This is a genomic window from Bhargavaea cecembensis, assembly GCF_000826125.2.
GTDB classification, from domain to species: Bacteria; Bacillota; Bacilli; order Bacillales_A; family Planococcaceae; genus Bhargavaea; species Bhargavaea cecembensis_B.
This window is the reverse complement of sequence record NZ_LN651371.1, coordinates 149,902-170,377: the sequence shown is the minus strand read 5'-3', so window position 1 is coordinate 170,377 and position 20,476 is coordinate 149,902. Positions and strand designations below refer to the sequence as shown.

Genomic DNA, 20,476 nt, shown 5'->3' with positions numbered 1-20,476 from the left:
TGGATTGAAACTAAAGCTGGAGGCTCCGAAACTAAAGCTGGACGCCCCCCGTACAAAAAGCCTTCCGATCTGCCGTCAACTCTCCCATTCTCCGGCTTTATATGATAGAATAAGAACAAACATTCGGTTATTTGGAGGTGTCCCGATGACAATCCGATTCATCCATGCGGCCGACCTGCATCTGGGGAGTCCGTTCAAGGGGTTTTCCGGCCTTTCCCCGGCGATGCTCAAGGCCGTCCGGGAAAGTACATATACGGCATTCTCCCGGCTTGTCCGCCATGCGGTCGAAACCCGTCCCGACTTCCTGCTGATCGCGGGAGACGTCTATGATGGCGAGGACCGGAGCCTGAAAGCGCAGGAGGCGTTCCGGCAGGGAATGGCAGAACTGGAGGAGGCCGGCGTCCCGGTGTTCGTCTCACACGGGAACCACGATCATCTCGCCGGCTCGTGGGTCCGTTTTTCATTGCCCGGGAACGTCCGAGTGTTCGGCCCGGACGTCGGCACCCATTCTCTCGACGTGCGCGGCCGGAAAGTGAAGATCCACGGGTTCAGCTATCCGGAGCGGCATGTGCCGGATCCGGTCATCGGCAAGTACCCGGAAGCTGCAGCGGACGGCGCCGTCCACATCGGGATGCTCCACGGAAGCGTCCGCGGCGACGAGGCGCATGATGTGTATGCGCCGTTCACGACCGGGGAGCTTCTCGCAAAAGGCTATGACTACTGGGCGCTCGGTCATATCCATCAAAGAAGCCTGCTGAGCGAACAGCCGCCCGTCGTGTATCCCGGCAACCTGCAGGGACTGCACCGGAAGGAGACCGGTCCGAAGGGGTTCTATGAAGTGACGCTCGGCGACGGCCGTCCGGAACTTGAATTCATCAGAACATCAGCACTCATATTCGGACGGGTAGACGTCCCGTGCGGCGGAGTGAGACATGCGGACGAGTGGATCTCCCGGTGCATGGATGCACTCGGGGGCTTCCGGTCAGAAAACGGTCCGTGCATCGCGGACGTCGTGCTGTGCAGGATCGGACCTGAGACGGAGTCGATGTTCGCGGGCGCCCCCGACGAGGAATGGCTGGAGTTCCTCCGGGAAGCGGCGGAGGCGAAGTTCCCGGACGTCGGCATCCACAGGCTGACCTTCAGGCGGGATACCGGGGCGGCCCCGGGAACCGGTCTCTTGCGCGACATCTTGGAGGAACTGGACGGCTGGGAAGAAGACGACTGGAAGACCGTCCTCGCCGACCTGTACGGCCACCGGCAGGCGTACCGCTTCACGGAACGCCTTGATGCCGGTCTCGCCGGCGAACTCAAAGAAGAAACGGAGCGCCTGCTTGCCGCGGGGCTCGGAACAGGGGGCACTGCGGAATGATGAGGATCAACAAGCTCGTCATTTACGGATTCGGCAAGCATACGGACGTCACGGTCGAACTCGCGGACGGGATTAACGTGCTGCACGGCGGCAACGAAGCGGGGAAGACGACGATGCGGCAGTTCATCCTGCACACACTGTTCGGCTTCCCGCAGCGGAACACGAACCTGCTACGGTATGAACCGAAAGCCGGCGGTGCCTACGGCGGCCGGCTGCATCTCACGGATCCGGAGTACGGGCCGTGCGTGATCGAACGGGTGTCCGGCAGGTCTGCAGGCGAAGTGACGGTCCGGCTGGCGGACGGCCGCGAAGGGGGAGAGGAGCTTCTGGCCCAAATCCTGAGGGGGCATGACCGCCAGTCGTTCGAGTCCGTTTTTTCGTTCTCCCTCATCCAGCTTCAGGAGATCGGACACATGAACGAAGAAGAGCTCGGCCGGGCGCTCATCGCTTCCGGCACAACCGGTGCGGATGACCTCGCCGCATTTGAAACGAAGCTGCAGAAGGAGCTGGACGGACTGTTCAAGAAGTCGGGCCGTGTGCCTGCGGTGAACGCCCTTCTCGGCGAACTGCGTGACATGGAAGAGGAACTCGCCGACTGCCGGAAGAAGGCGGAAGGCTATGCCCCCATGAAGGAGAGATCGGCGGAGATCCGGCGCCGGCTCGAGGAACTGGCGGAAGAAAACGGCTCGCTTGAAAGGCGCCGACGCCGGCTGCTCCTCATGCGGCAGGCCCTCCCGCTTGAATCCGCCCGCAGGCAGACCCGGCGGGAACTTGATGAAATCGGGGAAGCCCCGTTCCCGCAAGACGGGGTCCGACGATATGAATCATTGAAGGACAAGGCCCTGGCGGCCGGTGCAGCCGGCACTTCGCTGCGGGAGCGGATCGGGAAGCTGGAAGAGGCCATGCCGGAGGAGCCTTCCGGAGAGCTGGTGTCCGGCGTGAAAGCGGCGCTTGCCGAGGAATCCGCCTGGCATGAAGCGAAAGCGGCAGCGGCGAGGGCCGGGGAGGCGCTGTCCGAACTCGGCGGGATCAAGGCTGGCCTGCTCGGACGGCTCGGCTTGTCCGGCTCCCGTGCGGAATCGCTCGTCCATGCCGATGCCTCATTAAAGAAGGAAGAGGAACTGCATGCCCTGACCTCGCGCCGGTCTGCGGCAGGTGAAAACCGGCGCATGCTGGCCGGGCGCCTTGCAGACAAGGAAGCGGAGCTGGCACGGACCCGTGAACAGCGGAAGCATCTGGAGTCGGCCGGCCCGGATGACCGGGAAATGGAACGGGCCGCCGCCTGGCCGGGTATCCGCCGGAAGCTTGCCGCCATCGAAGCAAAACGGAAACCGGGAACAGCCGGGAAATCCCCGGTCCTGATCCTCGCGGCGCTCGGCGTGCTGCTCGCAGTCATTGCCGTGTTCACGCGTCAGTGGCTGCTGCTCCCGGCCGGCCTGCTCGTCGCCGCTTCCGCCTACCTGTTCAGGGACCAAGGCGGAAAGGACGGACTCACCATCGAGGAACAGCGCCTCCTTGACGAGTACGGCGGGCGGGAGGATGACATGGACCGGCTGGCCGACCGGGTGCGCCGCCACTTCGCCGAGCTCGACCGGGCGACGGAGACGGAAGAACGGCTGCACGCGGAGAAAACCGGCCTGCAGGAAAAGCTCACTCAGGCGGAAGCGGATCTGTCGGATTCGGAAAAGGAGCTGATGGCATTCGTCGCCGGCTACGGCATCACGGGGCTTCCGTCCGCGGCGCTCGTGCCGGAGCTGTTCCGGCTCGTCCGCGAGACCCAGGAAGCCTTCCGCAGGGAACAGGCCGAACTGCAGCGCAGGGACCAGGCCCTCCGGAAGATGGAGGGAATCCGGCAAACGATCAGCGGGCTGCTCGGCGGGCCTGCCGCGGATGACCTGCTGTTCGGGAAACTGAAAGACCTGGATGCCGGCATTTCTTCGGCAGAGTCAGAACGCGCCCGGATGCTAGCCGAGCTGGGCAACCTGGAGGAAGAGCTTCGGGAGAACGAAACATACTTGCAGCAGATCCGCGAACAGGCAAGGGGACTGCTGAAGGAAGCGGAAGTTTCCGACGAGGCCGGATTCTACAAGGCGGCCAGTCAGTCGGCGCGGAAAGCGGAGCTGGAGAAAGAGCTCGCCGCGGCCGTCCGTCAGCTCGGATCGCTCGGCCGTCCGGAATTCGAAGGAGAGCCCGACGACGCAGCTCTTGCGGAAGAACTGGAACAGTGTTCGGACACTCTTGAAAAACTTGCGCAGGAGCGCGACCGCCTTCTCGGGGAGCGGGCGGACCTCGAAGCGAAGATGGATCATCTCCTCACAGACCGGGCATATGATGAACGGCTGCAGGAATTTGAAATGAAGAAGGCGGAGTTCCGGAGGCTTTCACGCAATTGGGCCGCCCGGAAAGCAGCAGCCGCCGCCATCGGCCGGACAGTCGGCCGGATGAAGGAAGAGACGCTTCCGGATGCGGTCAGCCGGGCAGGCCGTCTGTTCGCCCGGCTGACGGGCGGGGCATACAGCGCGCTTGTCCTCGGAAGCGACGGCCGGTTCACGGCGGAAAACCGGAGCGGCATGCGGTTTGCGATCCACGAACTGAGCCAGGCGACGAAGGAACAGGCTTATATTTCCCTCCGCCTGGCACTTGCCGGGACGCTGCAAGAGCAGGCCCCGTTCCCGGTCATCCTGGACGACCCGTTCGTCCACTTTGACCGGGAGCGCCTGGGCCATATGGTAAACTTGATGGAAGAATTGAAGACCAATCATCAGTTCCTCTACTTCACTTGCCACGAAAACATGGCCGGGGCATTCAAAGACGCCGCGGTCATCGACGTTGCGGGAACGGGGAGCGGGAAGGGTGTGTTGCAGACATGAAAGGAATCGGAGTATGCAAGCCCGGCGACCGGGTGGACCTGTATCTGCTCATCAAGCAGGCGACGAAAGGAACGACGAACCAGGGGAGCCCGTTCATGACGCTCATCCTGCAGGACAAGACGGGGGATATCGAGGCGAAGCTGTGGGACGCGAAGGAAGAGCATGAACAGATCTATCAGCCGGCCTCGATCGTCCGGGTCGGCGGCGAAGTCCAGGACTACCGCGGCCGCACCCAGCTCCGCATCAAGAGCATCCGGCCGGCGAAGCCGGAAGAGCCCGTCCAGATCGCCGACCTCGTCCCGAGCGCAAAGAAAAGCAAAGAGGAACTGTACGAGGAGCTGTCGCCGTTCATCTTCGAGATCGTGAACCCGAACATCCAGCGGATCACGCGGCATCTCCTGAAAAAGCACCGGGACGCCTTCCTCGTCTATCCGGCCGCGACGAAAAACCATCACGACTACGTCTCCGGGCTCCTCGACCACGTCGTGTCCATGCTCAAGCTCGGCCAGGCGCTCTGCGGCCTGTATCCGACATTGAACAAGGACCTCCTGTACGCTGGGATCATCCTGCATGACGTCGGCAAAGTCGTCGAGCTGTCCGGCCCGGTCGGCACGGTCTACACGGCCGAGGGCAACCTGCTCGGCCACATCTCCATCATGGTGAACGAAATCGCCATGGCCGCCGCGGAGCTGGAGATCGAAGGAGAAGAAGTCATGCTTCTCCAGCATATGGTCCTGTCGCACCACGGCAAGGAGGAGTGGGGGAGCCCGAAAAAACCGATGCTGAAGGAAGCGGAAATCCTCCATTACATCGACAACATCGACGCCAAGATGAACATGCTCGACCGGGCGCTCGCCAAGACCGCCCCCGGCGAATTCACCGAGCGGCTCTTCCCGCTCGACAACCGGCAGTTCTACAAACCGGCGATCGAGTGAATCAATAAAAAGCAGCCGTGGATGCCTGTCGTCCGCGACTGCTTTTTTTATACAAAAAAAGCGGCTCCCGAAAGCGGGGGCCGCGTTTTGCACACATTATTTCTTGGCGTCTTTCGCAGGGCCGTAGAACTGGTCGAGGGCGCCTTTGAGGCCGTCGTCTTTGATCTTGATGTCCGCGTCGATGAGGAGCTGGGAGATCTTGTCCATGAGCTTGTCCTGATCGGCTTTCTTCATCGTCAGCTCTTCCTTGATCTCATCCCGCTCTTTGCCTTCCGCCGGGTTCTCTTCGGCGTCCCGCTTCTCAAGAACTTGGATGATGTGATAGCCGAAATCGGACTTCACAGGATCGCTGATTTTCTTCGGCTCGAGGGTATAGGCCGCGTCGGTGAATTCCTGGACCATCTTGTCCGGACCGAACCAGCCGAGGTCGCCGCCGGTCTGCTGGGCTGCTTCTTCGGTGGAATATTCTTTCGCGACTTCCGCGAAGTCCGCGCCGTCCTCAAGCTTCTTCTTCACTTCCTGGGCGGTTTTTTCGTCGTCCACGAGCACGTGCTGGGCATGGATTTCAGTTTTCGCCCGATCGATGTACGTGTCGATTTCCTCGTCGGACACTTTCACGCCGTCCGTGAGGGCCGCCTGCTGAAGCTTGTTCAGGTACATCATGTTTTTGTAGCTTTCTTCGTTGTAGCCGTTTTGGGCCAGGAAGGCGTCAAAGCTGTCTCCCATTTCTTCCTTGCTCTTGTCGAACTCTTTGTCGATCTCTTTTTTGTCGACATCGTATTTATCCTCAAGGACTTTCTGGATGACCATAAGGCTGAGGGCCTGGTCGCCGACGGAGTCCTTCATTTCGTTATAAAACTCTTGCTGCGTGATGTCCCCGGCCTTCGAAGTGACGATCGCTTCTTCGCCGCCGTTGTTGCTGCAAGCCGAAAGGGCCAGGACGGAAGCTGCGATGGTGGCTGCCATGATGGATTTCTTCATTCTCTTCTCCCCTAACTGTAATCTAAACAGGTTTAAATATACCATAAAAACGTCTGTTAAACAAAAAGGTTCCCGCTATTGCCCACAGGTCCCGTCTCCCCGTGCATACGATATCGGGAGAGAGGAGGTGATCACATGAGCGGAGGGTACAACTACGGCGGCGGCTTCGCCTTGATCGTCGTCCTTTTCATCCTGCTGATCATCGTCGGTGCAGCCTACGTATACTGATCGGAACGATTGAAGATGAGACGGCCGTGACGCCTGCCGGCAAGGCCGGAGCCCGTCCATCAAAAACGTCCATCCGCCCGGCAATGGGGCGGATGGACGTTTATTTTCCGTTGTCGCGATCAAGTCACCGTGGTCAGGATTTCGACGAAAAACGAAATGATGAGGATCGTGATCAAAATATTGACGGTCCGGTAGATTTTCGGCTGTTTTTCCTCCGGAATCTCCCTGGACTCGCAAAGGGCATAGGTCATCTTATTGATCTGGAACAAGTAAAAGATCGAAAACAGGATGGTAATCAGAATGATCATCCCGGCTTCCCCCCCTCTGACTATTGTTAAAGCATAACAGAAGGCGGGTCAAATGAAAACCTCAATCTGCGAACGGGACGAGGATCTCATAACCGCCGTCCGTCTCTTCAATGTAGCTGGCTTTCGGCGAGCGGGAGAGGTTCTTGACGTAAATCAGGTCGATCAGGCACATCCCGCAATGATAGGCGAGCAGGATGACGAAGTAATGCGTGAACGCCGGGAACAGGACGCCGCCCGCGATGAAGAGCGGGTTGAGCGTCAGGAACGGCATGATGAGCGAAATGGCAAACCGCTGTTTCGGGATCGGCTCGCGCACCTGCAGCTGGATGACCGGGAAGACCGGCCAGTCGCGGTTCACACACATGCGGATCCGTCCCCGGTACCGCCAGAGGACGGCATAGTGGATCGCTTTGTGCACCGGATACAGCAGGACGACCATCACCAGAAAGAGCGGGAAGAGCGAGTCGGTCAGCGCCCCGTCATGGATCAGATTGAAACTGACATATGAAATGATGAATACCGCCACCATGATCATCGACGACAGAAGGAACAGCCTGCTCAGTCCATAATGCTTTTTCACGTTGATGGTTTTCCAGCAGTGCATCGGTTGCATCTCCTTTGCGTTACCGTTTAGGACGATACATACAGTACTGCGATTCAGGGAAAAAATCAACCTTAAAACACAAAAAAATTAAAGGGCCTCGCCAACCTCTTCATCATCCGGCTCACTGCGCTGCTTGGACGACAGTTTCCCGTCCGTTTCCTCAAACATTTCATCCATGTTCTTGAAGCCCCGCTCGAAGATTTCCATGAAATCGCTTCCGTAAATGTTCCGGATGACCGCCATCAGTTCGATGAACTCTGGGAACCGGCCGTAAAGCTTTTTCAGCGGGAGTGAGCCCTCCAGGAAAGTATGTTCCGTATCATAATAATGTTCATTGATCTGCTGGAGGAGCGCTTCGCCTTCGGGTGTCACTTCAACATACGTACTGCGCTTGTCTTCCTCCCGCTTCGAGAAGGAGAGATACCCCCGCTCCTCCAGCTTTTTCGAGAAGTTGAATGCAGTCGACACATGCATGACACCGAACTTCGCTACTTCCGAGATGGTCGCGCCCTGCAGGTGGCAGGAGATCCAGAGGATGTGATGTTCGTTGATGTTGAGGCCGAACGGCTTGATCCATTGCTGCCAGTCTTTCTCCACGGCTTTCCAGAGGGCTTTCGACAGCTGGGCGATGCGCTGGCTGTAAATCATCGCCTCTTTCAGCGTGTAAGGTTGTTCGCTCAATTCCTCACCTTCTTTCTCAATGTTCGGATTCTTTATCGTTATTATATCAATAAAGTTTGAAAGAAAGAAGGAGAGTTTTCAAATTTTCGCGCATTCGGTCTGAAACAGAAGAATCGAGGTGCGAAACATTGAAAATACCGTCGAACGGCGAAAAAATGAAGACGACGACCGTTGCTTTTTAATATTTCCGGCTGATAAAGTCCAGGCTGAGTCCCGGAACAAAAAGAAAACCGTCCTCCGGGTTTCCGGAGGGACGGTCCGTGTTACTTTTTCTGTGTGGCGGCGACGGCCTGTTCAAGCTCGGCCATCGAGGTCTGGATCTGCTGGATCCTTTTTTGGATGCGATCCCGGTTGGTTTCGGTGTCGCGATTCCATTCGTCGATCGATTCTTTCAGATCATCTTTCATTTCCGGAATGCGCGCTTTCGCTTCATCCGCGAGATGCTTGACGGAGTTTTTCAATTCCATCGCTTTTTCTTTGACGTCGTCCATTTTCTCCTTCATGTCATCGGATGTGCTTTTGACCGATTGTCTGAGTTCCTCTCCCGACTGGGGGGCGGAAAACAGGACGGCCGCCGCACTTCCGACGGCACCGACGGCGAATCCGAGGAAAAATGATGATGCTTTCATGGGGGCACTCTCCCTTCTCTGCTCTATCTAAGTATTCCTTTCCCTTCTTTTATTAAAACATGGGCAAAAGGGAGCAGGCAACGGAAAACAAAAAGCCCCGGCGGGTGGGCCGGGGCTGTCGATTGGCTGAATCAGTGTGTTGGCGCCGTCTGATAGGCGGACCGCTTGGCGAGCTGCATGACGATCGGGTAGATGATGAAGAACGCGACGCCGTTCATCACGATGGCCGGCAGGACGACCGATACGAACAGGATGCTGAACGGGAAGTCCGCACCGAGCGCGAAAATCGCGACCGACAGGAAAATGGTCCCCGACAGCAGCGTGCCGAGCCCGGCGAGTACGGTTGCGGCCGGCAGCTTGCCGGCGAACCGGCCGAGTGCCATGACCACTGCGAAGAAGACGAGCCCGGTCACCGTCTTATCGATGACGTTTGGGATGAATCCGCCCGGGAATGTCGTGAACAGTCCGGACAGGACGCCGGTCGCGAGCGACAGGACGATCACGCTCTTCATATCGCGGAACAGCAGAATGCCGATGAACATCATCGTCAGCATGAAGTCGGGCTTCATGCCCCCGCTGAATCCGGGGATCACCATGTACAGCGCCGTGCCGATTCCGATCAACAGGGCCATCAATACGAGATTTTTTGTTTTCATTGCTCATCTCTCCTCAACTGGACTCTTATTTTTTGCCGCCCCCTGCGTGCCCTCTTGGCCGCAGGCGGGTTGCGTAGTAAGATACTACCACTTTATTCTGATAATATCAAGCGTTACTTTTCAAGACGTGCCGCGATGTCGCCGGCGATTTCCTGTAGCCGCTCCTGCGGATACTCCTGTTCCTTCGTCTCCCACTTGAGCCCAAAGCCGTCCGTCTGGCGGTCATAGCGGGGGATGAAGTGAAGGTGGAAGTGGTAGACGCTCTGGCTTGCCGCCGACCCTGTATTGTTCAGGAGGTTCATGCCGGCCGGCTCAAACTCCGCCTTGAGTGCGTTTGCGATCTTCGGCGCAACCGCGAACAGGTTTGCCGCTTCTTCCTCGCTGAACTCATAGATGTTCTCGCGGTGGACCTTCGGGATGAGGAGGACATGTCCCTTCGTCGTCGGCATGATGTCCATGAACGCCAGGACGTTGTCGTCTTCATACACCTTCGCGGACGGGATCGTGCCTTCGGCAATCTTGCAGAAAATGCATTCAGTCATCGGTCAACAGCTCCTTTTTCATATCCTAACAACAGTCTATCATATATTCAGAAAACGGAGGACAGGCAGTGCGGGCAAAAAGGAATCCGGTTTGTTAAAATGGAGGGAAGAATGGGGTGTGGACATGAACGTATTGGAAGTAGATCATATCACCGGCGGCTATACGCGCAAGCCGGTCCTTCACAACCTGTCGTTCCAGGTCGCGCCGGGCGAGCTTGTCGGCCTGATCGGGTTGAACGGGGCAGGAAAGAGCACGACGATCAAGCACATCATCGGCCTCATGGAGCCGATCGAGGGGTCAGTGCGCATCAATGGCACGTCCTTTCATGAAGACCCGGACAAGTACCGGAGTGCGTTCTCCTATATCCCGGAGACGCCGGTTCTCTACGATGAACTGACGCTGCGGGAGCACCTGGAGTTGACGGCGATGGCGTACGGTTTGCCGAGCGACGTATTCGAGGCAAGGTCCGCGGCTCTTCTTCGCGAATTCCGGATGGAGAAGCGGCTGCGCTGGTTCCCGTCGCACTTTTCCAAGGGGATGCGCCAGAAAGTGATGATCATGTGCGCGTTCCTCGTGAATCCGTCGCTGTACATCATCGACGAGCCGTTCGTCGGCCTCGATCCGCTCGGGATCCGTTCGCTGCTCGAGCAGATGAGCGAGAAGAAGGCGGAGGGGGCGTCGGTGCTCATGTCGACGCATATCCTCGCGACGGCCGAGAAGTACTGCGACCGGATCCTGCTCCTGCATGAGGGCCGGCTGCGGGCTTCCGGGACGATGGATGATTTGCGCAGTCAGTTCGGCATGCCGGGCGCGTCGCTTGACGACCTGTACATCCGGATGGCGGAGGAGCCGGACGATGGGCAGCCTGCGTGACGTGTGGCGCAGCCGCTTCACCCGCTACATGGAGGAGCTGCAGCGCTACATGAAATTCGTCTTCACCGGGCACCTCGCCATCGTCCTCGTGTTCCTGCTCGGCGCGGGCGGCTTCGCCTACAGCAATTGGCTGAAGGAAGTGCCTGCAGACTTCCCGGCCGCGCCGCTCGCCGGCATCCTGCTCGGCTTGATCCTCGCCTACGCGCCGCCGGTCACCCTGCTGAAAGAAGCGGACGCCGTGTTCTTCCTGCCGATGGAGAGGCAGCTCGGCGATTATATGGAGGGGGCACTCAAGTGGACGGGCGCATCCGGGCTGTTCCTGCCGGTCGCGGTGTTCGTCGTGTTCATCCCGCTTTTGAATGCGGTGTACGGCCTGAAGGGGCTGGCGCTGCTCGCGATTGTGGTCGGGGTTGGAGCGCTTCATCTGTGGAACGTGCGGACCGAGTTTGCGCACCGCTGGGCGGATCAGGGTGAGGGCGTCTGGTTGGACCGGATCATCCGTTTCATCCTGTCGGCCGCCCCGCTAACGGCCGCCCTCTGGGGCAAATGGTGGCTCGGCGTCCTGCTGCTCGTGCCGGCGGGTGTATACGGCGTGCTGAAGCAGCGCTCGATGAAAGGGGTGCCGTTCCCGTTTCTGCACTTCATCGAACTGGAAAATGGCCGCATGACCCGTTTTTACCGCTTCGCCAATCAATTCACCGACGTCCCGCATCTGCGGGGGGCTGTCCGCAGGAGAGGCTGGCTCGACTGGGTGTATGCACGGATTCCGTTCAGCCGGAAAGGCGCGCCGCGGTATCTTGCCGCCCGGACGTTCATCCGCAGCGATGACCTGTTCAACCTGTGGGTGCGGCTGACGGTGCTGTCCGTCCTCGGAGCAGCGTTCATCCCGATCCCCGTCGCATCAGGGATATTCAGCGCCGCACTCGCATTCGCCTGCGCCTACCAGCTCCGCGACGCGCTCGCCGGCTCCCCGGAATTCCGGCTGGACCGCCTGTATCCGCTGCCGTCCGGTGCCAAAGCCGCCGCCGCTCGCGGAACCGTCCGCCGGGCACAGGCTGTCCAGGCGGTCCTCGTGATCGCGGCGGCGTCATTCCAGTTCGGATTCGGGTTTGTGCCGATCCTGCTTGGACTGACGGTGTATGTGGTGTCCGAAGTGACGGTCAGATTTACCGGGAAATGAATATCAAGAGATGCGAAGCCGCGGATGGCTTCGCATTATTTTTTGGTATTAGTGAATGATCACACCTTCAAGTAGGTTCTGCGTGGGCCGGCCGGGATGCAACTCTGATCACTCGGAGGAGAACTTGCGTCACTTGCCGTGAAACTTGCGTCACTCGAGGCCAAACTTGCGTCACTCGTCTCCCGGCATGAAATAAAAGCTGGTCGAAGTCACTCCCGGCTTGCGCAAGTAATAAAAAATACAATAGAAAAGAGTCCTGATCAAAAAGGACTCTTTTTTGCCTTTTATTTTTCATAACCTAGTATTTCACCTTTCAACTCGGAATTTGGGATCAGCCCGAAATCTTTGCTGTCAGATCCCCGCCACCACTGATCAACCAATACAAACACGGTCTCGTCTTTTACATCAACCGGCTCCATACGGGTCTGAAAGTATTCTTTCATTGCTGCAGAATCATAATTTTCCTTCGGTGTTTTCTCAAAGTATTCTTTTTCCCCAACTCCTCGAACGCTTGCTGTTCCGTAAAACGTATCCAGCTTCCGGCCGTCAATGAACACCTGGCCCTTTTTAATCTCTACAGTTTCCCCGGGCAGCCCTACGACTCTACCGATGTGTTCATCCTGATCATGCTCATAGTAAATAATATCGCCCCTTTCGAGAGGTTCAATATTCTTCGAGACGACAAGTTTCCCGTTCACCTCAGTATCGAGATTATGATTCCCCCGATCCATCGAATCAACTGACCATTCAAGTGAAAAGGTGTGGTCATCTTGGCTGACCTCTTTGAGTGATTCCTCGGTTTTCAGATCTGTCATCGCCTCACGCTCACCAGCGATCCCCGTGCACGCCGCCAAAACTAAACTTAAAGAAACCGCGGTCAAGGCTAAAATTCTCCTTATTCTGCTCACTCCTCCTAAAATGACCTTTGGTCAATGTATTAGACGCTTTGTGCCCCTATCCCTTTAATAAAGGATGGTATTTCCTGACGAAAGAAAAGACGCTTCCAAACCACCGGGGAAGCGTCCGCTTTGAAAATCAAAAAATCTTTTTCATTTACCCCTTAACCGGTCCGCGTTCGCAAAGCCGATGTCCGTATCGACCGTGCCGCTCACGGTTTCCCGTTCAAAATTCTCCCCTTTGAGCCAGCGCCCGAAATCGAAGGCGACCGGCTCGGTGTCGCCTCCGAGGGCGAACCAGGCGGTGAGTGTTTCGGGGAAGTAGGCGGATGTGTGGATCGTGCCGGCCCAGCTTTTGTAGTTGTCGGCGAAGACGCCGCGTTCCCGGTCGTTCAGGAGGCGCCAGGCCGCCCGGGCATCCGAGAGGGCGGCAGGTTCGGATTCCATCGTCTCCAGCCGTTCGATGGAGTCTTTCAGGTAATGCCGGTTTTCGCCTGTCTGCACTTCGAAATGGTTCGAGCAATACGGAGACTCCCGGACGGTGACGCCTCTCGGGCCGGCTTCGACGAGCGCCCGGCGGCCGTCCTTGTCGAGCAGGTTGTAGCTGAACGAGCCGCGGTGGGGGAGTTCGTGCAGGAGCCGGACCGCGTCGTCCACGTTTGTGCAGGTCTCCAGGAGGATGCGGCCGACCATCCAGCAGACGAATCCGTCGCCGGGCTTTTTCCGGTTGGTGAAGTTGTACGCCATCGCGAGGCCGCTTTCGTTCAGGCCGTCCATCCGGCCCGTGATCCGCTGGGCCGGTCCGATGACGGCCTGTCCGCCGTCCGTCGGCTGAAAGGCGGCATAAAGTCCTTCGTACGTATTCGGATGGAAGTCGTAATTGCGGGCGATGAACCCTTCGCCCGTGATCGTCGAGCAGCCGGCCCGCGGGATCTCCGAGCGGTAGCCGCCGAAGTCGCGCAGCACGTCTTCCATTGGGAGGGCGAGCGCATCCCGCAGGCCGCGGAGCTCCTCCCAGACACCGGGGGCATATGTCCGGAAGACGGCTTCCGCTTCACTTGCGTCAATCCGGAACCGCGGCTTCCGGATTTTCCATGAGCTCTGCCGGTTATGAAGGGTCAATGAACCCCGCAGCCGCTCGCCTTGAAGAGACCCGAAGTCATAATGGGTGCCGCGGAACTGGATGATGTCGCTGTGGATTTCTTTCATGGTCTTCATTCCTTTTGTGATCAGACATTCTCTTCTCATCTTGCCCTTGTCTTTTCACCGGGTCAACTCATGGATCCTTATACCTAAAACAGGTTTATCGATAACTGAGTTCATGCTATTCTGAATGTTGGGGGTGAAAGGGATGATCAAGGAACTTGGTTCTGTCATCGTCATTTGGCTGGTCGCGTTCAGTTTTCTGTTGCTGATTGTCCTCATGCCGACAGAGGTGAAATTCGTCGAAGGGAATGCCTTCCTGAAGTTCGAAGGAGTCACTTATCAATACAGCCTGGAAGCGCATATAGCAAACATTCGTGAGTTCTTTTCACTGCTCGTCGCCCATCCCGGATTCGGAGGGGTGGAGGGCGGTCCGTCTTCAATGGAGATCCTGCAGCGGTTCGGGCGGAGTCTGGCTTTGATCGTGCCGGCTGTCGTCGTCGCCCTTATTGCCGGGATGGCGAAAGGGATTTTGGATTTCCTCCATAAAGAGAGAAAAGGAGGAATGGCAAGCCGCTGGGTGACGTTCGGTTTTCTTTCGATACCGGACATCGTCATCATCGTGTTCGTCCAAATCGGCCTTTTGACAGCCATCTCCAAAGGATGGATTCCTCATATTGAGCTTTATGGCCACGACTCCATGGCGCAGACAATACTGAATATCCTGTTCCTCTCTGTTTATCCGACCGTTTTTATCGCGAACGCCACTTTCAGGGCACTCCGTGACCAAGAACATATGGACTATGTACGGACGGCCCGATCCAAAGGGACCCATCCGTTTAAAGTGTTGTATGTACATATGCTGAAAAACGGGATCATTCCTATTTTGGCGCAGGCGGACATGATGATCCTATATATCCTGTCCAATCTGCTCATCATCGAGGTGTTCACCAATTACCGGGGAGCCGCTCTTTATTTGTACGAAGCGCTCGGCGATCCGACCAAGTTCTCATTCGGTACGCTGATCACCGGCAACACATTTGCCATCGCCGGCTATTTGTTTTACTTCACTCTGTTGGTCCTGGCGATGAAAATCATCTCGGGACTGGCCAAATATAAGCTGGATGTCCGCGGAAGGGAGGGGACCCTTTGAATAAAACATTGACGATCGGCTTGCTGATGACCGGCGTGATTATGATCCTGGCTTTGTTCGGTCCCCGACTCCCCGGAATTGATGCGGAACTAGAACAAACCATCCTGATCAAAACGGATGAGGGAAAGCTCCTTGCACCGCCCTACGAACCATCCGGGGACTTCGTGATCGGTTCTGACCGGAAGGGAGTGGATCTCTTATCCAGAATCGTGATCGGAACCCGGGAGACTCTTCTGACCGTCCTGGGCATCGTGCTGGTACGGGCAACTGTGTCTTTGATCCTTGGCATCGGTTCGTTTTATACCCGTGTCGGATCAGTGCTCCTGAAGGTATGGGAGGCCGTCTTTTCATTCATGCCGACGATTATCATCGTGGTTTTGCTGTTGGCGATCCCGCCGATCATGTTTTCGCCCAACCGCCTTGTTCTTTCAGCGCTGATCATCGCTTTAGCCGAGACGGGCAGACTGGCGGAATTCATCAGGAGCAAGATGGTTGAACTCAGCAATGAAACCTATATGGAGGCGGCGATTGCCAGCGGAGGAAGCCGCCTTGGCATGTTCCGCAGATATTACAGTCCGATGATCGGGCGAGAACTCGGCGGGATCCTGGCCCGTGAAGCCGGCCGTGTGATGTTCCTGCTGGCACAACTGGGCGTGATCGGTGTATTCATCAATCAGATGTTCATGTCTCAGGAAATCCGCGGGACGTATGCGGCAGTGGAAACATCGGATGCCTGGCCGGTGCTTCTGCTCGATCTGCAGAAAGATTTGCGGATGGCGCAATGGATTCCGGTATCCGCTCTGGCGTTCATCACCTTTGCCATCATCAGTTTTCTACTGCTCGCGGATGGCCTTGAAAAGAGAAGGGCGGAGCGGCTCGGAAGCCGTGGATAAAAAATCCCCGATGCCTGTGCGGGCAACGGGGATTTTCGTGAAGGGAGTTATTCTTGATAACCGGTCGCGGCGGCACCGAGTGCTTTGGCGGCGACGAGCAGGGCACGCTCATCGATGTCAAAGCGCGGGTGGTGGTGCGGGTATGGTTCTTCCAACATCGCACCGGTGAAGAAGAACGTGCCCGGCACTTTTTCGAGGTAGTAGGCGAAGTCTTCGCCGCCCATGTGAGGAGCTGTTTCGCGCGCTTCCACGCCCGGCAGCTCTTCCTTGATGACCCGTTTCATGAACGCCGTTTCGGCCTCATGGTTCACGACGGCCGGATAGCCCCGGACGTAGTCGAGTTCGATTTCGCAGTCGCCGGCAATCGCGGCGCCTTCGACAACACGGGCGATCTCGCGTTCCATGAGGTCGCGGATTTCCGGCTTGAAAGTCCGCACGGTTCCGGCAAGATAAGCGGAGTCGGCGATGACGTTGAACGCGTTTTCCGCGACGAACGAACCGACGCTCAGGACGGCGGACTCGATCGGGTCGACCCGGCGGGAGACGAGCTGCTGGAGATTCGTCACGAGCTGGGCGCCGATTACGACGGCGTCCTTCGTCTGGTGCGGATTCGCGCCGTGGCCGCCGCGTCCCTGGACCTTGATCTCGAAACGGTCGGCCGCAGCCATGACCGGGCCCGTCCGGTATTCGATCGTGCCGAGCGGCGTGAGGGACCAGAGGTGTGTGCCGAAGATGGCGTCGACGCCGTCGAGGCAGCCGTCGGCAACCATCGAGACCGCTCCGCCCGGTGCATATTCCTCTGCGTGCTGATGAATGAGGACATATTCGCCGGCAAGCTCATCGCGAAGTTCGTGAAGGGCTTTGCCGAGCGTCAGGAGGGTGGCCGTGTGGCCGTCGTGTCCGCATGCATGCATGACGCCCGGAACGGTCGATTTGTATTCGACATCTTTCTGATCATCGATCGGAAGGGCGTCAAAGTCGGCGCGGAGAGCGACCGTCTTGCCGGGGCGGGCGCCTTTGATGCGGGCGACGACTCCGTTGCCGCCGACATGGCCCTTCACTTCGACACCGAGCTCCTCATAAAAGTCCTGGATAAACTTGGCCGTCTTTTCTTCCTTGAACGACAGCTCCGGGTGCATATGGAGATGGCGGCGGATCTTAATCATATCTTCATTGGCCGCCTCGAGCTTGGCGAACAGCTTTTCTTTTATGGCAGTCTGCGGATTTCCGAGCGTTTGTTCCGTCATATGGAATCCCTCCGGTTAGCGAAATAATTTGAATGTTGATTATTATAGCAATGATAGAAAGCCGAGGCAATGGGAATTTTCAGGAATCGGTTGTTTGCGCAGTCCCGAAGCGGGAATAAGTACAGTCAGTACACCGACGAAGGAGGCAGCAACATGAAAAAGAACATCGGCACGATCAACTCCATGGTCCGCATCACCGGAGGTCTGACGCTCCTCGCTTACTCCACCGCCAAGATGGCGAAGGACAGGCCGTCCGCCACGCAGCTGTTCGTTTCCATGATGGGCGCCCAGAAAGTCGCGGAAGGCATCGTCCACTACTGCCCGCTCATCGATGCCGCCGGCCTGGAAAACACGAAAATCGCAAAATGAATGCGGGAAAGCCCGGGGAGTCAGAGTGAAACTGACTTCCCGGGCTTTTTGCTGAATGGGCTTATTTCAAAAGTAGGATCGGTCTCTTGGCCGGCCCTGTCCCGCCCGACCCCCAAAAATCGCCCCTGCATCTGCACAGGGGCGATCGTTCATCTTTTATTCATTCTCTTCCTCGCCGGCTTTCTCCGTCGTGTACTCGGTCACGTACGAAGCGCTCGTGAAGATGTGCTGCACTTTCTCGGCGGTCGTGGCTTCTCGCTGCTTGGCGTGGGCCTGCTCGAACGCCTTCGAGCCCTTCCAAAGCTCATAATGATCTTTGCTGTCCCATGCGGTGAGCACGCGGTACGTGTCCGACTTTACCGGGCGAAGCAGCCGGTAGGTGAGGAAGCCGGGCACTCCGTCCATCATCTTCGCCCGGTTTTCGAACCGGTGCTCGAAGATCGGCCGTCCTTCATCCGTGACCGGAATATTATTGATGACATAATAACCGTGTTTTGCAAGCTGTCCGGAAGCGCCGATCACTTCATACTGCTTCGGCGTTTGGAACAGCGTCTTGCCTTGTGTCTCGTGCAGCAGCAGTGCGTTGCCGGCCCTGTAAAGCAGGACCATGTCCTCGCCGCTGTGCTTGTTCCTGATCGTTTCCATGAAGTCCGGCGTGCCGGTTGTCGTGTAGAAATTCATGTTCCCAGCCTCCCTGTTTAAGCCATTGCTTAGTTCCTTTTTCCCCGTCCGCGGAGCGCTTCAAACAACTGTGTCCGAATGATGTCGGGATCGAGGTCAATTCTATGACAATTCGCGCCCCTCTCTATACAATAAATGATGGGCCATCTATATTGGTAACGGATCAACAACGGAGAAAGCAGGGATCGATGCCGATGGGAACATTCAATGACACACTGATCCGGGCGGCGCGCGGGGAGAAAGTCGACCACACGCCGGTCTGGTACATGCGGCAGGCCGGCCGTTCGCAGCCGGAATACCGCAAGCTGAAGGAAAAGTATTCGCTCGAGGAGATCACGCATCAGCCGGAGCTTTGCGCGTACGTGACGAAGCTGCCGGTCGACCAGTACAACGTCGATGCGGCGATCCTTTACAAGGACATCGTCACGCCGCTCGTCGGGATCGGTGTCGACGTAAAGATCAAATCGGGCATCGGGCCGGTCATCTCGAACCCGGTCCGCTCGCGTGCCGACATCGACAGGCTCGGCGAATTCCATGCCGAAGAACAGGTGCCGTATGTGCTGGAAACGATCAAGCTCCTCACGCAAGAGCAGCTGGACGTCCCGCTCATCGGATTCGCCGGCGCGCCGTTCACGCTCGCAAGCTACATGATCGAAGGCGGCCCGTCCCGCAGCTACAACCTGACGAAATCGTTCATGGTGTCCGAGCCGGAAGCCTGGCAGGCACTCATGGACAAACTGGCGGACATGAACATCGCCTACGTGAAGGCGCAGGTCGCGGCCGGCGCGAAGGCGATCCAGCTGTTTGATTCGTGGGTCGGGGCTTTGAACGTGGCGGATTACCGGACGTTCATCAAGCCGGTCATGACCCGCATCTTCAGCGAGCTGAAAGAGACGGGCGTCCCGCTCATCACATTCGGCGTCGGCGCAAGCCATCTCGCCAACGAATGGAACGATCTCCCGGTCGACGTCGTCGGACTCGACTGGCGCCTGCCGATCAAGGAAGCGGACGCACGCGGCATCAAGAAGCCGGTCATGGGCAACCTTGACCCGTCGATGCTGCTCGCCGACTGGCCGATCATCGAAGCCCGCGCGAAGGAAATCATCGAGCAGGGCGTCGAGCACGGCTCGCACATCTTCAACCTCGGCCACGGCGTCTTCCCGGATGTCCAGCCGGCCACGCTGAAGAAGCTCACCGAACTCGTCCATACGTACTCGGCCGAACTGCGCAAATAATTCTACCAACCGGAAGGTGAACAGAATGGCGAAAAAGACAATGGGCCTCCTCGTCATGGCGTACGGGACCCCTTATAAAGAAGAAGATATCGAACCGTACTACACCCACATCCGCCACGGCCGCAAGCCGGCGCCGGAGCAGCTCGAAGACCTGAAGAACCGCTACGAGGCGATCGGCGGCATCTCCCCGCTCGCCCGCACGACCGACGAACAGGCGGAAGCACTCGGCAAGCGGCTCAACGAAATCCAGGACGACATCGAGTTCAAGGTGTACGTCGGACTCAAGCACATCCGTCCGTTCATCGAAGACACGGTCGAGAAGATGCACGAAGACGGCATCACGGAAGCCGTGACGATCGTCCTCGCGCCGCACTACTCCACGTTCTCGGTGAAATCGTACAACACGCGCGCCGAAGAAAAAGCGGCCGAGCTCGGCAATATGACGATCCAGTCGGTCCACGACTTCTATCGCCAGCCGAAGTTCATCCAGTACTGGGCGGACAAGATCAAGGAAGAGTACGCGTCCATGCCGGAAGAACAGCGGTCCGAGGCCTGCCTCGTCGTCTCCGCGCACTCGCTGCCGGAGAAGATCAAGGAACTCGGCGACCCGTACCCGGACCAGTTGAATGAAACGGCTAAGCTCGTCGCGGACGCGGCCGGCGTCGAAACGTATGCGGTCGGCTGGCAGTCCGAAGGCAACACGCCGGACCCTTGGCTCGGACCGGACGTCCAGGACCTGACGCGCGACCTGTACAACGAACACGGCTACAAAGCGTTCGTCTACACGCCGCTCGGCTTCGTCGCCGAACACCTCGAAGTGCTGTATGACAACGACTACGAATGCAAAGTCGTCTGCGACGAAATCGGCGCCGCGTACTACCGCCCGGCTATGCCGAACACCGACCCGCTCTTCATCGACGCGATGGCGGACGCGGTGATGGACGTTGTGAATCAATAATTGACGAAACCAGGAGCAGGGGAAGCGACCCGCTCCTGGTTTTT

At 57.8% G+C, this 20,476-nt stretch carries 22 protein-coding genes; 11 read left to right on the top strand and 11 right to left on the bottom strand.

What is annotated here, in order from left to right; all coding sequences use genetic code 11:
* Positions 1 to 145 precede the first annotated feature (145 nt).
* Genes BN1189_RS01315 through yhaM form a run of 3 tightly spaced genes read left to right on the top strand, consistent with a single transcriptional unit; the run spans position 146 to position 5,174 of the window.
* Positions 146 to 1,369, top strand: coding sequence for a metallophosphoesterase family protein (locus tag BN1189_RS01315; RefSeq protein ID WP_040224801.1), 1,224 nt, complete (start codon positions 146 to 148; stop codon positions 1,367 to 1,369).
* Complete coding sequence (locus BN1189_RS01310; RefSeq protein WP_040224800.1) at positions 1,366 to 4,239, top strand: ATP-binding protein; 2,874 nt, start codon at positions 1,366 to 1,368, stop codon at positions 4,237 to 4,239. The genes BN1189_RS01315 and BN1189_RS01310 overlap by 4 nt, the downstream gene beginning before the upstream one ends.
* Positions 4,236 to 5,174, top strand: a complete 939-nt coding sequence (gene yhaM, locus BN1189_RS01305) for a 3'-5' exoribonuclease YhaM (RefSeq protein ID WP_040224798.1) — start codon at positions 4,236 to 4,238, stop codon at positions 5,172 to 5,174. Before BN1189_RS01310 ends, yhaM begins: the two co-directional genes overlap by 4 nt.
* A 96-nt stretch (positions 5,175 to 5,270) precedes the next feature.
* On the opposite strand, the gene BN1189_RS01300 is transcribed toward yhaM, so the two are convergent.
* Positions 5,271 to 6,155 (bottom strand): peptidylprolyl isomerase, encoded by an 885-nt coding sequence (locus BN1189_RS01300; RefSeq protein ID WP_040224796.1) that lies wholly within the window; start codon positions 6,153 to 6,155, stop codon positions 5,271 to 5,273.
* Between the two features lie 135 nt (positions 6,156 to 6,290).
* Here BN1189_RS01300 and BN1189_RS01295 point away from each other — a divergent pair, with 135 nt between their 5' ends.
* Positions 6,291 to 6,383: a YjcZ family sporulation protein gene (locus BN1189_RS01295; protein ID WP_076759383.1), complete on the top strand. Its 93-nt coding sequence runs from the start codon at positions 6,291 to 6,293 to the stop codon at positions 6,381 to 6,383.
* A gap of 119 nt (positions 6,384 to 6,502) precedes the next feature.
* Here BN1189_RS01295 and BN1189_RS01290 read toward each other — a convergent pair whose 3' ends face one another.
* From BN1189_RS01290 to BN1189_RS01265, 6 genes are all read right to left on the bottom strand, one after another.
* On the bottom strand, positions 6,503 to 6,691 hold the full coding sequence (locus tag BN1189_RS01290) for a hypothetical protein (protein ID WP_040224795.1): 189 nt from the start codon (positions 6,689 to 6,691) through the stop codon (positions 6,503 to 6,505).
* A 61-nt stretch (positions 6,692 to 6,752) separates the two neighbouring features.
* Entirely contained in the window at positions 6,753 to 7,295 is a 543-nt protein-coding gene (locus BN1189_RS01285; RefSeq protein ID WP_040224794.1) for a DUF3267 domain-containing protein, read from the bottom strand.
* Positions 7,296 to 7,382: 87 nt separating this feature from the next.
* A complete protein-coding gene (locus tag BN1189_RS01280) occupies positions 7,383 to 7,943 on the bottom strand; it encodes an HTH-type transcriptional regulator Hpr (protein ID WP_373604608.1) in 561 nt (186 codons plus the stop codon).
* 296 nt (positions 7,944 to 8,239) lie between these two features.
* Positions 8,240 to 8,605, bottom strand: a complete 366-nt coding sequence (locus BN1189_RS01275; protein ID WP_040224790.1) for a YtxH domain-containing protein — start codon at positions 8,603 to 8,605, stop codon at positions 8,240 to 8,242.
* A 131-nt stretch (positions 8,606 to 8,736) separates the two neighbouring features.
* On the bottom strand, positions 8,737 to 9,261 hold the full coding sequence (locus BN1189_RS01270; protein WP_040224788.1) for a tryptophan transporter: 525 nt from the start codon (positions 9,259 to 9,261) through the stop codon (positions 8,737 to 8,739).
* Positions 9,262 to 9,374: 113 nt separating this feature from the next.
* Positions 9,375 to 9,803: an HIT family protein gene (locus BN1189_RS01265; protein WP_040224786.1), complete on the bottom strand. Its 429-nt coding sequence runs from the start codon at positions 9,801 to 9,803 to the stop codon at positions 9,375 to 9,377.
* 124 nt (positions 9,804 to 9,927) lie between these two features.
* On the opposite strand from BN1189_RS01265, the gene BN1189_RS01260 reads away from it, so the two are divergent.
* Together BN1189_RS01260 and BN1189_RS01255 are read left to right on the top strand one after the other, a co-directional pair.
* The gene (locus BN1189_RS01260; RefSeq protein ID WP_040224783.1) at positions 9,928 to 10,677 is read left to right on the top strand and encodes an ABC transporter ATP-binding protein; all 750 of its coding nucleotides are present in this window, start codon (positions 9,928 to 9,930) and stop codon (positions 10,675 to 10,677) included.
* On the top strand, positions 10,661 to 11,857 hold the full coding sequence (locus BN1189_RS01255) for an ABC transporter permease (RefSeq protein WP_040224782.1): 1,197 nt from the start codon (positions 10,661 to 10,663) through the stop codon (positions 11,855 to 11,857). The genes BN1189_RS01260 and BN1189_RS01255 overlap by 17 nt, the downstream gene beginning before the upstream one ends.
* A 284-nt stretch (positions 11,858 to 12,141) precedes the next feature.
* On the opposite strand, the gene lepB is transcribed toward BN1189_RS01255, so the two are convergent.
* Positions 12,142 to 12,738: a signal peptidase I gene (lepB, locus tag BN1189_RS01250; RefSeq protein WP_052455560.1), complete on the bottom strand. Its 597-nt coding sequence runs from the start codon at positions 12,736 to 12,738 to the stop codon at positions 12,142 to 12,144.
* 168 nt (positions 12,739 to 12,906) lie between these two features.
* Positions 12,907 to 13,962: a C45 family autoproteolytic acyltransferase/hydolase gene (locus tag BN1189_RS01245; protein WP_040224781.1), complete on the bottom strand. Its 1,056-nt coding sequence runs from the start codon at positions 13,960 to 13,962 to the stop codon at positions 12,907 to 12,909.
* Between the two features lie 142 nt (positions 13,963 to 14,104).
* Between BN1189_RS01245 and BN1189_RS01240 the strand changes: the two genes are divergently transcribed.
* Complete coding sequence (locus tag BN1189_RS01240) at positions 14,105 to 15,049, top strand: ABC transporter permease subunit (RefSeq protein ID WP_040224780.1); 945 nt, start codon at positions 14,105 to 14,107, stop codon at positions 15,047 to 15,049.
* A complete protein-coding gene (locus tag BN1189_RS01235) occupies positions 15,046 to 15,942 on the top strand; it encodes an ABC transporter permease subunit (RefSeq protein ID WP_040224778.1) in 897 nt (298 codons plus the stop codon). Before BN1189_RS01240 ends, BN1189_RS01235 begins: the two co-directional genes overlap by 4 nt.
* Positions 15,943 to 15,989: 47 nt before the next feature.
* Here BN1189_RS01235 and BN1189_RS01230 read toward each other — a convergent pair whose 3' ends face one another.
* Complete coding sequence (locus tag BN1189_RS01230) at positions 15,990 to 17,153, bottom strand: M20 metallopeptidase family protein (RefSeq protein ID WP_040224884.1); 1,164 nt, start codon at positions 17,151 to 17,153, stop codon at positions 15,990 to 15,992.
* 189 nt (positions 17,154 to 17,342) lie between these two features.
* Here BN1189_RS01230 and BN1189_RS01225 point away from each other — a divergent pair, with 189 nt between their 5' ends.
* Positions 17,343 to 17,558, top strand: a complete 216-nt coding sequence (locus tag BN1189_RS01225) for a YgaP family membrane protein (RefSeq protein ID WP_040224776.1) — start codon at positions 17,343 to 17,345, stop codon at positions 17,556 to 17,558.
* 156 nt (positions 17,559 to 17,714) lie between these two features.
* Here BN1189_RS01225 and BN1189_RS01220 read toward each other — a convergent pair whose 3' ends face one another.
* Positions 17,715 to 18,239, bottom strand: a complete 525-nt coding sequence (locus BN1189_RS01220) for an antibiotic biosynthesis monooxygenase family protein (protein WP_040224775.1) — start codon at positions 18,237 to 18,239, stop codon at positions 17,715 to 17,717.
* A 194-nt stretch (positions 18,240 to 18,433) separates the two neighbouring features.
* On the opposite strand from BN1189_RS01220, the gene hemE reads away from it, so the two are divergent.
* Positions 18,434 to 19,474: a uroporphyrinogen decarboxylase gene (gene hemE / locus BN1189_RS01215; protein WP_040224883.1), complete on the top strand. Its 1,041-nt coding sequence runs from the start codon at positions 18,434 to 18,436 to the stop codon at positions 19,472 to 19,474.
* A 25-nt stretch (positions 19,475 to 19,499) separates the two neighbouring features.
* On the top strand, positions 19,500 to 20,432 hold the full coding sequence (hemH, locus tag BN1189_RS01210; protein WP_040224774.1) for a ferrochelatase: 933 nt from the start codon (positions 19,500 to 19,502) through the stop codon (positions 20,430 to 20,432).
* Positions 20,433 to 20,476: the final 44 nt, after the last annotated feature.